At 71.0% G+C, this 14,442-nt stretch carries 14 protein-coding genes and 1 pseudogene; 6 read left to right on the plus strand and 9 right to left on the minus strand.

Translation table 11 applies throughout. From position 1 onward, the window contains the following. Positions 1 to 17: 17 nt before the first annotated feature. Both B9S57_RS06050 and B9S57_RS06055 read right to left on the minus strand, forming a co-directional pair. Positions 18 to 833: a TetR family transcriptional regulator gene (locus tag B9S57_RS06050; RefSeq protein WP_103514540.1), complete on the minus strand. Its 816-nt coding sequence runs from the start codon at positions 831 to 833 to the stop codon at positions 18 to 20. Positions 834 to 972: 139 nt separating this feature from the next. Further along, positions 973 to 2,754, minus strand: coding sequence for a 3-hydroxyacyl-CoA dehydrogenase family protein (locus B9S57_RS06055; protein ID WP_103514483.1), 1,782 nt, complete (start codon positions 2,752 to 2,754; stop codon positions 973 to 975). Between the two features lie 348 nt (positions 2,755 to 3,102). On the opposite strand from B9S57_RS06055, the gene B9S57_RS06060 reads away from it, so the two are divergent. After that, the gene (locus tag B9S57_RS06060; RefSeq protein ID WP_374935914.1) at positions 3,103 to 3,675 is read left to right on the plus strand and encodes an adenylosuccinate lyase; all 573 of its coding nucleotides are present in this window, start codon (positions 3,103 to 3,105) and stop codon (positions 3,673 to 3,675) included. A gap of 162 nt (positions 3,676 to 3,837) precedes the next feature. On the opposite strand, the gene B9S57_RS35210 is transcribed toward B9S57_RS06060, so the two are convergent. Beyond that, positions 3,838 to 3,996, minus strand: coding sequence for a hypothetical protein (locus B9S57_RS35210; protein WP_258036241.1), 159 nt, complete (start codon positions 3,994 to 3,996; stop codon positions 3,838 to 3,840). Here B9S57_RS35210 and B9S57_RS36330 point away from each other — a divergent pair. The 3 genes and pseudogenes from B9S57_RS36330 to B9S57_RS06075 all read left to right on the plus strand — a co-directional run bounded on the left by B9S57_RS36330 (position 3,958) and on the right by B9S57_RS06075 (position 5,228). Then, a complete protein-coding gene (locus tag B9S57_RS36330; RefSeq protein WP_365910683.1) occupies positions 3,958 to 4,683 on the plus strand; it encodes a protein kinase in 726 nt (241 codons plus the stop codon). The genes B9S57_RS35210 and B9S57_RS36330 overlap by 39 nt on opposite strands. A gap of 133 nt (positions 4,684 to 4,816) precedes the next feature. Next, positions 4,817 to 5,023 (plus strand): annotated as a pseudogene (locus B9S57_RS35215) (hypothetical protein); the annotation flags it as partial. After that, positions 4,977 to 5,228, plus strand: coding sequence for a DUF397 domain-containing protein (locus B9S57_RS06075; RefSeq protein ID WP_103514486.1), 252 nt, complete (start codon positions 4,977 to 4,979; stop codon positions 5,226 to 5,228). The pseudogene B9S57_RS35215 and the gene B9S57_RS06075, both read left to right, overlap by 47 nt. Positions 5,229 to 5,263: 35 nt before the next feature. Here B9S57_RS06075 and B9S57_RS06080 read toward each other — a convergent pair whose 3' ends face one another. The 6 genes from B9S57_RS06080 to B9S57_RS06105 all read right to left on the minus strand — a co-directional run bounded on the left by B9S57_RS06080 (position 5,264) and on the right by B9S57_RS06105 (position 11,136). After that, complete coding sequence (locus B9S57_RS06080) at positions 5,264 to 5,914, minus strand: hypothetical protein (protein WP_258036242.1); 651 nt, start codon at positions 5,912 to 5,914, stop codon at positions 5,264 to 5,266. Continuing rightward, entirely contained in the window at positions 5,911 to 7,134 is a 1,224-nt protein-coding gene (locus B9S57_RS06085; protein ID WP_103514487.1) for an AAA family ATPase, read from the minus strand. Before B9S57_RS06085 ends, B9S57_RS06080 begins: the two co-directional genes overlap by 4 nt. A gap of 303 nt (positions 7,135 to 7,437) precedes the next feature. After that, positions 7,438 to 7,695 (minus strand): hypothetical protein, encoded by a 258-nt coding sequence (locus tag B9S57_RS34125; protein WP_146057720.1) that lies wholly within the window; start codon positions 7,693 to 7,695, stop codon positions 7,438 to 7,440. 82 nt (positions 7,696 to 7,777) lie between these two features. Next, the gene (locus tag B9S57_RS06095) at positions 7,778 to 8,365 is read right to left on the minus strand and encodes a GNAT family N-acetyltransferase (protein WP_258036243.1); all 588 of its coding nucleotides are present in this window, start codon (positions 8,363 to 8,365) and stop codon (positions 7,778 to 7,780) included. 37 nt (positions 8,366 to 8,402) lie between these two features. Beyond that, entirely contained in the window at positions 8,403 to 9,977 is a 1,575-nt protein-coding gene (locus tag B9S57_RS06100; RefSeq protein WP_103514488.1) for an alpha/beta hydrolase, read from the minus strand. 127 nt (positions 9,978 to 10,104) lie between these two features. Next, positions 10,105 to 11,136, minus strand: a complete 1,032-nt coding sequence (locus B9S57_RS06105) for an Rv2578c family radical SAM protein (RefSeq protein ID WP_103514489.1) — start codon at positions 11,134 to 11,136, stop codon at positions 10,105 to 10,107. Between the two features lie 148 nt (positions 11,137 to 11,284). Between B9S57_RS06105 and B9S57_RS06110 the strand changes: the two genes are divergently transcribed. Both B9S57_RS06110 and B9S57_RS06115 read left to right on the plus strand, forming a co-directional pair. Continuing rightward, the gene (locus tag B9S57_RS06110; RefSeq protein ID WP_103514490.1) at positions 11,285 to 11,728 is read left to right on the plus strand and encodes an SRPBCC family protein; all 444 of its coding nucleotides are present in this window, start codon (positions 11,285 to 11,287) and stop codon (positions 11,726 to 11,728) included. Positions 11,729 to 11,928: 200 nt separating this feature from the next. Continuing rightward, on the plus strand, positions 11,929 to 14,406 hold the full coding sequence (locus B9S57_RS06115; protein WP_103514491.1) for an MFS transporter: 2,478 nt from the start codon (positions 11,929 to 11,931) through the stop codon (positions 14,404 to 14,406). Positions 14,407 to 14,442: the final 36 nt, after the last annotated feature.

Consider the following 14,442-nt stretch of genomic DNA (forward strand, 5'->3'; position numbering starts at 1 on the left):
GGGGTCCCTGGCCGGGCTCAGGTCTCCTTCAGGGCCTGCTGGATCGTCCGCATGACCTCGTCGAGCGGCGCGTCCGTACGGGCCACGGCGACCAGCACCTCGCCCTCCCTGGACACCGACGCCGCGGGCGCCCTCCCGGTGTCACCGCCCACGGTCCGCCCCGCTCCGATGCCCGTGCCGAAGGTCTCCCGCACGATCGCGAAGGCGTGGTCGAGCTGTGTCTCCACGTCGCCCTGGCCGTCCGCCCGCAGCCATCGCCGCAGCACGTGGTTGTGGGCGGTCACCACGGCGGACGCGGCCACCTCGGCCAGGAGTGGATCGTCGTTGCCGACGTGATGGTCGCGCTCGTCGAAATGGCCCAGCAGGTAGCGCGTGAACAGCCGCTCGTAACGGGCCACCGAGGCGATCTCGGCCTCGCGGAGCGTGGGCACCTCACGGGTGAGCTTGTAGCGGGCCACGGAGACCGCGGGCTTCGCCGCGTACATCTTCATGACCTCCTTGATGCCGCGGCACACCGTGTCGAGCGGGTGCTCGTGCGCGGGAGCGGCGTTCAGGACGGCCTCGGCCCTGACGAGGGTGTCGTCGTGGTCCGGGAAGATGGCCTCTTCCTTGGAGCGGAAGTGGCGGAAGAACGTGCGCCGGGCGACCCCGGCGGCACCGGCGATCTCGTCGACCGTCGTCGCCTCGTACCCCTTCGTGGCGAAGAGTTCCATCGCCGCCGCGGCCAGCTCGCGGCGCATCTTGAGCCGTTGGGCGGCGGCCCGGGTGCTCGCGGCACTCTCCGGGGCGTCCGTCGCGGCGGAGGAACGAGGGGACTTGGCGGGTTGGGACATGAGGTGAACGTAACCCATCGCCGCAGGGGAGTGCCCCTGCGGGGGCGGATCACCCGAGGGGCCGAGCAGCCCGCCCCACCGGGCCCCCCGCCCGGGGGGCCCGGTGGCGGGCGACGAGGCGCCGCCTGCCACCGGCACCTCAGCGGCGGGCATATTCGCGGAAGCCGCGTCCTGTCTTGCGGCCGAGGCAGCCCGCGGCCACCAGGTGCTCGAGCAGCGGCGCCGGGGCGAGACCCGGGTCGCGGAACTCGCTGTGCAGGACCTTCTCGATGGCGAGCGAGACGTCCAGACCGACGACGTCCAGGAGTTCGAACGGCCCCATGGGGTAGCCGCCGCCGAGCTTCATCGCCGCGTCGATGTCGTCGAGCGTCGCGTAGTGCTCCTCGACCATCTTGATCGCGTTGTTGAGGTAGGGGAACAGCAGCGCGTTCACGATGAAGCCGGCCCGGTCGCCGCAGTCCACGGGGTGCTTGCGCACCTTGACGCAGACCTCGCGGACGGTGGCGTGCACGTCGTCGGCGGTCAGCACCGTGCGGACCACCTCGACCAGCTTCATCGCGGGCGCCGGGTTGAAGAAGTGCATCCCGATGACGTCCTCGGGGCGCGAGGTCACCCGTGCGACCGCCACGACCGGCAGCGACGACGTCGTGGTCGCGAGCACCGCACCCGGCTTGCAGACCTTGTCCAGGGTCGCGAAGAGCTCCCGCTTGACCTCCAGGTCCTCTGCGACCGCCTCGACCGCGAGATCGACGTCGGCGAAGGAGTCCAGCGTGCCCGCGGACGTGATCCGGGCGAGCGTCTCGTCCCGGGCCTCCTCCGTCAGCCGCCCCTTGGAGACCGAACGGCCCAGCGACTTGGCGATGCGGGCCTTGGCCGTGTCCGCCTTCTCCTGGCTGCGCGCGGCGAGGACCACGGAGTACCCGGCCTTCGCGAAGACCTCGGCGATGCCCGACGCCATCGTGCCCGAACCGGCCACGCCGACCGAGGAGACCGTGCGCCCGGCCACCGCGCCCGCGCTCGACGCGGGAGTCAGGGCGTCCGGCACCACGTCCTGGCCGCCGGGGGCGTCGTAGGTGTAGAAGCCGCGGCCGGCCTTGCGGCCGGTCAGCCCCGCCTCGCTCAACTGCCCGAGCACCGGGGCCGGGGCGTGCAGCCGGTCGTGGGACGCCGTGTACATGGCCTCCAGGACCGTGCGGGCGGTGTCGATGCCGATCAGGTCGAGCAGTGCCAGGGGACCCATCGGGAGCCCGCAGCCCAGCTTCATGGCGGCGTCGATGTCCTCACGGGAGGCGTAGTTCGCCTCGTACATCGCCGCGGCCTGGTTGAGGTAGCCGAACAGCAGGCCGTCCGCGACGAACCCCGGACGGTCGCCGACCGCGACCGGCTCCTTGCCGAGCTCGCGGGCGAGCCGGGTCACGCTCTCCACGGCCGGCGGGGCGGTGAGGACGGAGGAGACCACCTCGACGAGCTTCATCGCGGGGGCCGGGTTGAAGAAGTGCAGGCCGAGCACCCGCTCGGGGTGCCGCGACTCGGCGGCCAGCCGGGTCACCGACAGGGCGTTCGTGCCCGTCGCGAGGATCGCGGTGGGGGAGACCACCGCGTCCAGCTCGCGGAAGACCTGCTGCTTGACCTCGTACGTCTCGGGCACGACCTCGATGACCAGCTCCGCGTCGGCGGCGGCCTGCAGGTCGGAGAAGGTGCGGAACCGGGCGAGGACGTCGCGCCGCTCCTGCTCCGTGATGCGCTCACGGAGCACGGCACGTGCGGTGGAGGCCTCCAGGGAGGCGACGGCCTGACGGGCGGCGGCCTCGCTGACGTCGATGCCGATGACCTCGCGGCCGGCCCGGGCCAGGACCTCGGCGATGCCGGTTCCCATGGTGCCGAGGCCGACGACGGCAATGGTGGTGAGCGGGGTGTCCATCACGGGACTCCAGGGTGAGTGACGACTGAAGAGGAGCACGGCGGCGCGCGGGGCCGAAATCACAACCGGCGCTCTGTGCGCGGACATTGCACGTCGTGGTGCACGGTCCCGGGTGCACGGGGCACACCGGGGAAAGAGGTGACGGGCTCTGTCCCGAGCCGCGTCTCACGAACTGCCGAACCGACAAGCACTCCGGGTGGCTGCGTCACCAGGCCACCTGAGCCGGCGGGTGTGTGTCCCGCTCACCTGAGCTTAACCGGCGAGTAACGAGCGCGCCAGCCCTGGCCGACTGTGCGCTGGCACACAGTTCCGCGAACACGGTACGTGCGCGCGGATAAACTCACCGTCATGGATGAGGAGTTCCGCTCGCTGACGGACCGGCTCGGTGAAGAGGCGGGTGAGCCGGAGGCCTTCTCCCGGCTGCTCGTCACCGAGGACGACGAGGAACTGGCCGGGGTGCTCGTCGAGCGCGAACGCCCGCTGTGGGCCCGCGAGATCGCGGCGTTCCGGCTCGGCTGCCGGGGGGACCGCAGGGCCTTCGAGGCGCTGGTGCTCCTCCTCAACCACCGCGATCCCGAGCGCTGCGTCTCGGCCGCGCACGCCTTGAGGCTGCTGAACGACCCCCGCACCCCCCGGGCCGCGGCGGCGCTCGCCACCAACAGCCTGCGGACGGCCTACGCCCTGCACCCGGTACGCCTGCTCACGGCCCTGCGCGCGCCGGAGTCCGTACCCGCCCTGGTCAGCACCCTGCACCGGCTGCTGGTCCCCGGCGAGCCGCACTGGCGCGTCGCGCTGGCCTGCGTCGAGGGGCTGGGCAGCCTGGGCGACGGCAGGGCCAGGCCGGTCCTGGAGGCCGCGCTGCCCCACCCCCGACTCGGGCAGGCGGCGGCGGTGGCCCTCAGGCGGCTGCCGGCGGGGTGAGGGAGGCTGAAGACCGCATCGCGTCCGCAGCAACGGTGCACGCGGCTCTGTCGTCCTACCCACCTCTCCCGGGCTCCGCGATGACCGCGCGCCGCACACCGGCGGAGCACCCGCAACGCCCGTTTCCCGTCCCGCAGGCAGACCGCAGCGGTCGGCGACCCATCACCGTCCGGCGGCCACCAGCGGCGCCAGGAAGGGGCTCGGTGCGCCGTGCCAGAAGTGCCGATGCTGGCCGACCAGATCCGGCAGCAGGGCCGGCTCCCGCCCCGGCGGGTCGCCGAGATCGGCTTCGCCGTCCTGGAAGCCCTCGCTGTCGCTCACGCCGCCGGCATCGTCCACCGCGACCTCAAGCCCGACAACATCCTCCTTACCAGCGGTCGGGTTGTCCTCACCGACTTCGGCATCGCCAGCATGGCCGACGCCACCACAGCGCTCACCAACACGGGAACCACCCCCGGCACACCCGCCTACATGGCTCCCGGACAACTCGAAGGCGGGCGCCCTACGCCTGCCTGCGATCTGTGGTCACTCGGTGCCACCCTCCACACCGCTGTCGCGGGCCGGGCCCCTTTCGCCGCAACCACCCTGACTGCCCTGTACGTCGCCATCCTCACGCAGGACCCCGAGCCCACTCCCCACGTCGGCGTCCTCGCTCCTGCACTGGCCGCCCTCCTCACCAAGGACCCCGACCAGCGCGCCACCCTGGGGCAGGCCCGCCAAGCGCTTACCGCCGCCACGCAAACCGCACCCGCGCATACCCAGCCCGAACCGGTACGCCACACACCCGTCGCTTCCGACAACCGTGCCCCGCCCACCAACTGCCGACCCTCACTGCTCAAGCCATCGCACCCGCCGTACCCGACCGTCCAGCCAATCCCGGGTCGCGGCCCGGGTCCGCGTCGAGATCCCTGCCGCAGCGTCGCGTGCTTCTCCTCGCCGGCCTCGGCACACTCGCCGCCGCCGCGATACCCACCGCACTCGTCCTCGCCGACGACGACGGTGCCGTAGCGGATATGGCGGACGAAGTCCTCACCGGCCACACCAAGGCCATTACCTCGGTGGCGTTCAGCCCCGACAGTAGAACTGTCGCCACCAGCGTTCTGGTTGACGCCTTCCAGCTGTGGGACGTTGCCACCGGTGGAGGACTGCCTATGTGGAGGCGCATAGGGACAGCCGTCTCTACACCGACCGGAGCTCGGTCCGCGAGCTCGAAGGGAGGCCTTATGGGCTCTTGCGAGCTCAGGCGCTGACTCCGCGTGAGTCGCTGGATTTTGTCGCGACGTTGCCTGGAGAGCAGAGAAATGACCACGATCGGAGTCGCGCACCGCTGGTTCAGGAACGGCTGTAGCAGTGAGGAAGGTGGGGAGTGCGCTGAAGTGACTCCGGCCTGGTACAAGTCCAGCTACAGCAGCGGTGAGGGTGGGGAGTGCGTTGAGGTAGCAGCCTGCCCCAGCACCATCCATGTCCGCGACTCGAAGGACGTGGCGCGTCCTCCCCTGGCCCTCGCTCCGACGGCCTGGACCGCGTTCGTCGGATTCGCCCGCGAGGTGTGAGACGGTCTGGGCGGCGCGTCGGCCTGCCCGGCCCCTCAGCCCCACGTGGTCAGCTCGGCCACGAAGTCGTCGTACGAGCGGTTCTTGCCCTGAGGCTTCGCGAGCAGCCCTCGCTCGTACGCGGTCTTCGCGATCAGCGCACCGTCGCTCTCGCGGAAGGTGGGCGAGCCGAGCTTGCTCTTCAGGGTCTCCTTGGGGTCCTTGAGCATCCCCGTGTCGTTCCCGCGTAGTTGGGCCGGCACCTTCCAGCGCGGGCGGACGTGCGGAAACGCGCCAGGGAAGAGGAGTAACCATGCCTCCGACTCCCAGGCCGCCAAAGCGAGGGCCGCATCGCAGGGGCTCTGGCGCGCGAGCTCTTCGGACAGAGTCCTGCGTACGGTGCGGTAGCGGTGGTCCGTGAAGCCGTCCAGGTCTTCGTGGACGGCCAGGCCGACCAGCGGGCCGCGCTGCTGGAGCGCCTTACCCTTGGCCTTGCCGACCAGTGTGCCCACCGCTGTGGCGAGTTCGCGTCCGGTCTTCTTCTTCAGGCGCACCGGGTCGTTGATGCGCACGATCTTCGCCGAGCCCAGGTTCGGGTGGTGCTGGCGGATGATGGACGCCAGGATGTCGCAGTCGTTGGCGTCCTCACCCGCGAGCACGATGACGCCTCGGCCCTGGCGGGGGATGAGCGGTGCCCTGCGGCTCACAGTTCACCGCCGGTGAGGTCGCCTCCGAGCACGCCGGAGAACCACAGCTCGCCGAGTGGTTGGTCGCCGGACTCCTCGACGATGTCGTGCACCTCGTCCGTGGTGAGTGCCGGGATGATCGAGGCCCCGTCCTCGTCACGGTCGCAGACGATGAACTCCTCGGGCTCCAACCGGTCCACCAGGGCGGGGGAGTGGGTGGCGACGAGGAACTGGCTGCGTGTGGAGGCCTCGCGTAGCCGTTCCACGATCAGTTCCAGGGCCTGGGGGTGCAGGCCGTGGTCGATTTCCTCGACGCAGGTGAGGGCCGGCGGGTCCGGGTCGTAGAGCATGGCGAGGAGGCCGAGCAGGCGGACGGTTCCGTACGAGGCGTCGGCGAGCGGGGTGGGCCGGCGCAGGCCTCGTTCGCGGAGGATGACGGTCACCTGGTCGGCGGAGCCGCCGAGCCGCGCGAACTCGATGTCGTCGAGCTGGGGCAGCACGGTCCGGGCGTCAGTTACCAGGTCCTGCCAGGTCTCCTCGGCGGAGCTGAGGTAGTAGAGGAACTCCGCGAGGTTGTCGGCGTCGGGCGAGAGATCGTAGAAGCGGCTGCGGCGGAGGCGGGCAGGGAGCCGTGCGGCGGGTACGTCGACGTCGAACACGCGGAACGTGGAAAGCTGCTGGGCGACCTTGGAGACCTCTTCGCCGCCGTCCGAACTGGCTAGGCGGGGAAGAGTGGAGAGACCACTGCTCAGCCGCTGGATGCCGAAGCTTCCGCTGTCGGACTCCTTACCGGCCCGCTTGTCGACGACCTTGGCTTCCTCGCCGGAGACGGTGATACGACGACCGCGTCCTTGGGTGCGCTTGAACTGGAAGCTTTCGATGCGGGACAGGCTGTATGCGTCATCGCTGCTGCGGAGCTTGCGGCGGCGGACGGTGAGGTCGTACTCGTCGGGCGCGTTCACGCTCGCGTGCGTCGTCCAGGTTGCCTTGAGACGGATCGTCATGGAGGTGGGTGGCTTGGGACCACCCCAGAACGCGACCTCGTCGAAGCCGCCGCGCGCGTCCAGGGCGGGCTGGAGGTCGGTCCGGATGATGTCCGAGAGCAGGTCGAAGACCTTCAGCAGGTTGGACTTGCCGACCCCGTTCGGCCCCACCAGGACGGTGAGGGGGCCGAGGGGGACGGTGACGTCGCGGAGACTGCGGAAGTTCTCCACATGGAGTTCGAGCAGACGGCCGGGCATGGTCGCGAACCTATCGGGTGAGTGGGGCGGCGGTCATGTCGTTCGGGGACGGGCGCGCTTTCCTGGGTGAGGGCCGGCCCGGGTGGGGACCAGCGACCTGCGGCGATCTCGGCGTCCAGTCGGGCCTGAACGTGGGCGTGGGCGGCGCGCATCTCGGTTTCGCGGTCTGCCTTGTAGAAGAGTAGGCGGCCAGTGCCTCGATGACGCCCTGCTCGCTGACGAGGACCGGGTATAGAAGAGGGGCCCGTGCGGCTCCGCCCGTTGAACCCGTCAGGGACTGCCGGCTTGCAAGCGAGTCCTCGTTCACACGCACCACACGATCACGGTGTGGTCGAATGTCCCATGACCCTTCATGTTTGATGCCGGGTGCTGCCCCTTGGCCGTCGTGAAGCAGTGAATCAGGAAGGACCTCGGCAACCGCTCACCGACAACCTTGAGCAGGGCTTCGAGCGGACCGCGTACCGATGCCTCAGGGCTGCCCCCACCGGACAGCTTGACCTTGGACGCCCTGCCGAATTCAGCGACAGCAGTGACAAGCCATCCGTACAGCCCCTCTGACATGTGCCCCCCCACGTGTCGAGTCAGCTGCGGTGATCCCCCGCTACGCATGGTTCGCTGCAGGTGACAGGCTGTCAATGGTGCGTTACGAATTGCTGCCAGGCCACGTTGCCGGCGAGCTGAGAGGGCGTACGTACCGGACCTCGGGCACCCTGGTTCCACCGGCTTCGAACGCCTCCTCCGCACCGTCGGGCCGGAAGCCCGCCCGCTCGTAGAAGCGCCGGGCCCGCACGTTCTCCTTCAGCACCCAGAGCGCCATCTCGCCGAAGCCCTCGGCCGAGGCCCGGGAGTTCACCTCCGTGAGTAGCGCGCGCCCCGTCCCCGTGCCGGTCCGCGCCGGGTGGACGTAGAGCGCGTACAGCTCCCCGCTCCCGGGGCGCGCGCCCTCGTCGCGGCAGGGGCCGTAGCAGGCCCAGCCGGTCACCGCGGCGTCCGGCGTCTCCGCCACCAGGTTCAGCGGCCCGCCGCCCGCCGTGAGGTACGCGCGCCGGCGCTCGGTGTCCTCGTCGATGTCCATCGCGTCCAGATACCCCTGCGGGATCACCCCGGCGTACGCCGCCCGCCAGCCGCGCACCCGGAGGTCCGCCACGGCGGCGCAGTCGTCGAGTGTCATGGCGCGTATACGCAGGCCGGGGGCGTACGCGAGGGTGGGGCGTGTCGTCACGCGGTCCATCCTGGCGTACGCCCCCGACGTGGGGCATCGTGATTTCTCAGCCGCGGAAGCCGAGCAGTCCGTGCAGCGTCTTGCCCTTCGTGCTCGCGCCCGCCTCGGTGGCCGCGGTCGCCTTCGGCTCCGGCAGGGCCGCGCAGACCGCGTCCGGCCCGCTGCCCGCGTCGGCGGGGAGCGTGCCGTCCGTCAGGTAGCGCACCAGGTGCTTGTCCAGGCAGTTGTTGCCGCTCAGCGTGATGCCGTGGTTCCCGCCGCCCTGCTCGACGACGAGGCCCGAGCCCTTGAGCTCGCGGCTCATGGTGACGCCGCCCTCGTACGGGGTGGCCGCGTCGTCGGTCGCCTGGAAGACCAGCGCGGGGCCGATCTCGTCGTTGGTGACCCGCAGGGGCTCCAGCGGCTCCACCGGCCAGGTGGCACAGGGGGCGTTGTACCAGGTGTTGTTCCATGCCATGAAGGGCGCCTTGGCGTGCGCCTCCCAGGTGTCGTTGCGCCAGGTGCTCCAGGTCCGGGGCCAGCCGGCGTCACGGCACTGCACGGCCGCGTAGACGGAGTACCCGTTGTCCCCGCTCTTGTCGACGGCGGCGAAGTCCTTGTACGCGGTGGCGAGCGCGTCCTCGTCCTCGTCGTTCACGTACGCCGCGAACGCCTCGGCCAGGCGGGGCCAGTAGCCGTCGTAGTAGCCGCCCGGCATGAAGGTGTCCTCGAGCTCGCCCGGCCCGACCTTGCCCCCCGCGGGGTGCTTCTTCACCGCGTCGCGCATCCCGTACCACGCGGCCTCCACCCCCGCGGGGTCGCTGCCCAGCTTGTAGGTGGCGTCGTTCTTCGCGACCCAGGCCATGAAGGCCTTGTGGCGGGCGTCGAAGGCGTGGTCCTGGGCGAGGTTGTCCTCGTACCAGACGCCGTCCGGGTCGACGACCGAGTCGAGCACCAGACGGCGTACGTGCTCGGGGAACAACTTGGCGTAGACCGCGCCGAGGTAGGTGCCGTAGGAGTAGCCGAAGTAGTTGATCTGCCGCGCCCCGAGGGCCTTCCGGATGACGTCGAGGTCCTTGGCGGCGCTGACGGTGTCCATGTACGGCAGCAGGTCGCCGTGCTTCTCGCCGCACGCGGCGGCGAAGGAGGCGGCGCGGTCGCGCGCGGTCCTCTCCGCCTCGTAGGAGTCCGGCACGGTGTCGGGGCGCACGGGCGCGAAGTACTTCGGCACGCAGTCCAGCGCGGGGCGGCTCTTCCCGACGCCGCGCGGGTCGAACCCGATCACGTCGTACTGGGCGGCGAGCTTCTTCGGCAGCGAGCCTGCCACGAACCCGGCCATGGAGAGCCCGCTGCCGCCGGGGCCACCGGGGTTGACCAGCAGCGGCCCCTGCGACGTCTTCGCCGTGTGCGGGATCCGGGAGAGGGCGAGGGTGACCGGCCTGCCCGACGGGTTGTCATGGTCGAGCGGTGCGGTGACCGTCGAGCACTGGAGCGTCGGGTACGCCTTCGTCCCGCAGCCGGTCCACGTGAGCGGCGCGGCGGCGGGGGCGGTGGAGGGTGCGGACGCGGTGGAGGGCGCGGCGGTCACCAGACCCGCGACCGTGGCGCCGACGGCAACCAGAATTCCTGCACGTTTCGTCATGGGGCCTCCCGTGATGGGGCAACGCGGCTGTGGGTGGCACAGCTCCCGCGGCATGCTTCCCGGATCCGGGAGCCGGAGGACACGTGAGGCCGAGAGTTGACCCGTTCGGGCCGGGAGACGGATGCGGTCAGAGCAAGCTCAGCTGGGTGGGGCCCGGGGCGGGAGCCGTCGGCGTCTCGCGCGTGGTGCGGCGGGAGCCGCCCCGGTCGGCCGGGCCGATGCCGAACTCCGCGGCCAGTTCGTGCACCCGGCGGGTGATGGACCGCTGGTACCAGGTCGGCGCGTACGCCCCGTCGGCGTACATCCGCTCGTACCGGTGCACCAGGTCGGGATGGTGCCGCGCGAGCCACTGCGTGAACCACTCGCGGGCGCCGGGCCGCAGGTGCAGGACGAGCGGGGTCACCGACGTCGCCCCGGCGGCGGCGATGGCGCGGACCGTGGCGCGGAGCTGGTCGGGGTGGTCGCCGAGGAAGGGGATGACCGGGGCCATCAGCACTCCGCAGCCGATCCCGTTGTCCGCCATGGCCCGCACGACGTCGAGGCGGCGTTCGGGGGAGGGGGTGCCCGGTTCGACCGTTCGCCACAGCTCGGGGTCGGTGAAGCCGACGGAGACGCTGACGCCGACCTCGGTGACCTCGGCGGCCTGCCGCAGCAGGTCGAGGTCGCGGAGGATCAGGGTGCCCTTCGTGAGGATGGAGAACGGGTTCGCGTGGTCGCGCAGGGCGGCGATGATGCCGGGCATCAGCCGGTAGCGGCCCTCGGCGCGCTGGTAGCAGTCGACGTTCGTCCCCATCGCGATGTGCTGGCCCTGCCACTGGCGGGAGGCCAGATGGCGGCCCAGCAGTTCGGGGGCGTTGACCTTGACGACGATCTGGGAGTCGAATCCCAGCCCGGTGTCCAGGTCCAGATAGCTGTGGGTCCTGCGCGCGAAGCAGTACACGCAGGCATGGCTGCATCCCCGGTACGGGTTCACGGTCCATTCGAACGGCATGCGGGAGGCCCCGGGCACCCGGTTCACGATCGAGCGGGCCCGGATCTCGTGGAAGGTGATCCCCCTGAATTCCGGCGTGTCGAAGGTGCGCGTGGTCACCGCGTCCGCGGCGAAGAGCGCGCCGTCACCCGTCTTCGTGGTGTTCTCTGCCAGATTGTCCCAGCGCATGAACGCCTCCTCGGTAGCACTCCGCAGAGAATAGAACATACGTTCCCTTGATCGTGCCCGGTGGGAAGCCGGACCCGATTTTGAGGGGCCGTGCCCGAGGTGGTTGGCTCAGCAGCACCCCGAACAACCGAGTGCTGGAGGAGCAGGCATGGCGCAGGTCGAGGCCACGACGGAGCGGATCATCGCGGCAGACGCAGAGACGGTGTTCGATGCGCTGGCCGACTACAAGGAGGTCCGGGGCAAGGTGCTGACCGGGCACTTCAGCGAGTACGAGGTGCGCGAGGGCGGGGACGGCGAAGGCACGCTCGTCCACTGGAAGCTCCAGGCCACGAGCAAGAGGGTCCGAGACTGCCTGCTCGAGGTCACCGAGCCCACCGACGGGCAGCTGGTCGAGAAGGACCGCAACTCCACGATGGTCACCACCTGGACGGTCACCCCGGCGGGCGAGGGCAGCTCCAAGGCCGTCGTCACCACCGTCTGGAAGGGTGCGGGAGGCGTCGGCGGGTTCTTCGAGAAGACCTTCGCGCCCAAGGGTCTCGGGCGGATCTACGACGAACTGCTGCAGAACCTCGCCACCGAGGTCGAGAAGTAGCCCTGCTCCTGCTGCTGTTGGCGTCACGGCCGGCCTCACCGGAACGGGTGGTTTTCCGGAGTGGCCGGTTGTGCGCCGTAGTGCCTCCCACCGGCGCATAAGCCCTCTGCGCGCGCCGTGCGTGCGCCTGGTCGCGTTTGCCCCGCCTTACCGCCTGATGCGAGAAATGGGCGGCGCAGCTGCGACGAGGGGAGCGTCACGTGGTGGGTGGGATCACTCTGGTGAAGGACGAGCCGGAGGGCACAAAGTGCGGGCCGCCCGGGGTCTGGCCGTTGGCCGACGCCGGGGAGGCGCCCGCGACCGGTGCCGAGCCCGGGCCGCCCCCGCCACCGGGCACCGCGGGGGCCGCGGAGGAGATCAGCCCCCGCAGGGTCCGCCTGGTCTTCCTCGGCCTGATGCTCACCCTGCTGCTCGCGGCGCTGGACCAGATGATCGTGGCCACCGCGCTGCCGAAGATCGTCGGTGAGCTGCACGGCCTGGACAAGATGTCCTGGGCGGTCACCGCCTACCTCCTCGCCTCCACGATCGGTCTGCCGATCTACGGCAAGCTCGGCGACCTCTTCGGCCGCAAGGGCGTCTTCCAGTTCGCGATCGTCGTCTTCGTCATCGGCTCCGCCCTCGCCGGCTGGTCGCGCACCATGGACGAACTCATCGCCTTCCGGGCCGTCCAGGGCATCGGTGGCGGCGGCCTCATGATCGGCGTCCAGGCCATCATCGCCGACGTCGTCCCCTCCAGGGAGCGGGGCCGCTACATGGGCCTCATCGGGGCGGTCTTCGGCCTCGCCTCCGTCGCCGGGCCCCTCCTCGGCGGCTTCTTCACCGACCACGCCTCCTGGCGCTGGTGCTTCTACATCAACGTGCCGTTCGGCATCGTCACCCTCGCCGTCATCGCGCTCGTGCTCAAACTGCCCAAACCGTCCGTCCGCCCCCGCCTCGACGTACTGGGGGCGCTGCTGCTCGCCGCGGCGTCGACCTGCCTGGTCCTCCTCACCAGTTGGGGCGGTACGGAGTACGCCTGGGGGTCGCGCACGATCGTGGGGCTCGCCGCCGGTGCCGCCGCAACGGCCCTGCTCTTCCTCGTCGTCGAGCACCGGGCGGCCGAACCCATCATCCCGCTGCGGCTGTTCCGGGACTCGGTCTTCAACGTCACCTCGCTGGTGGGCGCGGTCGTCGGGGTCGCGCTCTTCGGGGCCGCCAGCTACCTGCCGACCTACCTCCAGATGGTCGAGGGGGTGTCGGCCACCGAGTCCGGGCTGCTGATGCTGCCCATGATGGGCGGCATCGTCGTCGCCTCCGTCGTCTCCGGCCAACTCGTCTCGCGCACCGGCCGCTACCGCGTCTACCCGATCGTCGGCGGGGCCGTCTCGGCCGTCGGCATGTGGCTGCTCTCCCACCTGGACACCGGCACCTCCGCGCTGGAGTACGGCCTCTGGCAGGCCGTACTGGGCATCGGGATCGGTCTGGTCATGTCCATCCTGGTGCTGGCCGTGCAGAACTCCGTCCGCCCCTCCGACCTCGGCACCGCCACCAGCGCACACAACTACTTCCGGCAGATCGGCGGCAGCGTGGGCGCCGCCGTTTTCGGCACGCTCTTCGCGGGCCGGCTCGCCGACGCGCTCGGGGTGCGGCTCCCCTCCGGCGCCGACCTGCCCGACGCGGAGTCGATCACCCCGCAGCTGGTCCACACCATGGAGCCCGCGCTGCGCGACGCGTACATCCAGGCGTACGCCGACGCGATGCCGCGGATCTTCCTCTACCTCGTGCCGGTGCTTCTGCTCGGCCTGTTCCTCGCTTTCTTCCTCAAGGAGAAACCCCTGGTGTCCCACCCCACCTCCCCCACGGCTGCCGACCCGTCCGCGACGCAGTCCACGATCCCGACGGCCCGCATCGACACCGGTCCGCCGCAGCCCGGCCCGCTCTCCGGAGTGCTCGTGCGCGGATGCGTCCAGCACCCCGACGGCACGAAGGTGGCCAGAGCCGCCCTCACCCTCATCGACGGCCAGGGGCGGCAGGTGGGGCGGGGCGCGAGCGGTGACGACGGGGGTTACGCGCTCAGCGCGCCGGCCGCCGGCGCCTATGTGCTGATCGCCGCCGCGGGCGGGCACCAGCCGCAGGCCGTCAGCGTCACGGTCGGCGAGCGGCCGGTGGAGCTCGACGTGGTCCTGGGCGGCGCGGGACGGCTCGCGGGAGCGGTCCTCACACCCGACGGTGCCCCCGTCCGCGACGCGGCGGTCACCCTCACCGACGTACGGGGCGAAGTCGTCGCGACGACCCGGACCGGGCGCGAGGGCGCCTACGTCATCAGTGAGCTGGTCGCCGGGGAGTACACCCTGGCGGCCAGCGCCCACGCCTTCCGGCCGGCCGCTCTCCCCGTCAGTGTGCAGGCCGCCCGGGAGACCAGGCAGGACATCGAGCTGGCCGGCGGAGCGGTGCTGCGCGGCATCGTCCGCGCCCCCGGCGGCAGGGCCGTCGAGGACGCCAGGGTCACGCTCCTGGACGCGGCGGGCAACGTGGTCGACACGCTCACCACCGGCTCCGACGGGGCCTTCCGGTTCGTGGACCTCTCGACCGGCGAGTACACCGTCATCGCCGCCGGCTACCCGCCGGTCGCCACCGTGCTCCAGCTCCCCGGAGGGGGCAGGACCGAACGCGACCTCCAGCTGGGGCACGAGGACTGAGGGCGAAGCAGGGCGGCGGGGTGCGTGCGGGGCGCC

Origin of the sequence: Streptomyces sp. SM10 (genome assembly GCF_002910915.1) — a bacterium.
Lineage (GTDB): Bacteria > Actinomycetota > Actinomycetes > Streptomycetales > Streptomycetaceae > Streptomyces.

Coding starts and splice junctions, on each gene's coding strand:
- B9S57_RS34125 (WP_146057720.1), bottom strand. CDS start 7,695: ATGTCAGAGGGGCTGTACGGATGGCTTGTCACTGCTGTCGCTGAATTC.
- B9S57_RS06100 (WP_103514488.1), bottom strand. CDS start 9,977: ATGACGAAACGTGCAGGAATTCTGGTTGCCGTCGGCGCCACGGTCGCG.
- B9S57_RS06060 (WP_374935914.1), top strand. CDS start 3,103: ATGGATGAGGAGTTCCGCTCGCTGACGGACCGGCTCGGTGAAGAGGCG.
- B9S57_RS06075 (WP_103514486.1), top strand. CDS start 4,977: ATGACCACGATCGGAGTCGCGCACCGCTGGTTCAGGAACGGCTGTAGC.
- B9S57_RS06050 (WP_103514540.1), bottom strand. CDS start 833: ATGTCCCAACCCGCCAAGTCCCCTCGTTCCTCCGCCGCGACGGACGCC.
- B9S57_RS06095 (WP_258036243.1), bottom strand. CDS start 8,365: ATGGACCGCGTGACGACACGCCCCACCCTCGCGTACGCCCCCGGCCTG.
- B9S57_RS06105 (WP_103514489.1), bottom strand. CDS start 11,136: ATGCGCTGGGACAATCTGGCAGAGAACACCACGAAGACGGGTGACGGC.
- B9S57_RS06110 (WP_103514490.1), top strand. CDS start 11,285: ATGGCGCAGGTCGAGGCCACGACGGAGCGGATCATCGCGGCAGACGCA.
- B9S57_RS06055 (WP_103514483.1), bottom strand. CDS start 2,754: ATGGACACCCCGCTCACCACCATTGCCGTCGTCGGCCTCGGCACCATG.
- B9S57_RS06085 (WP_103514487.1), bottom strand. CDS start 7,134: ATGCCCGGCCGTCTGCTCGAACTCCATGTGGAGAACTTCCGCAGTCTC.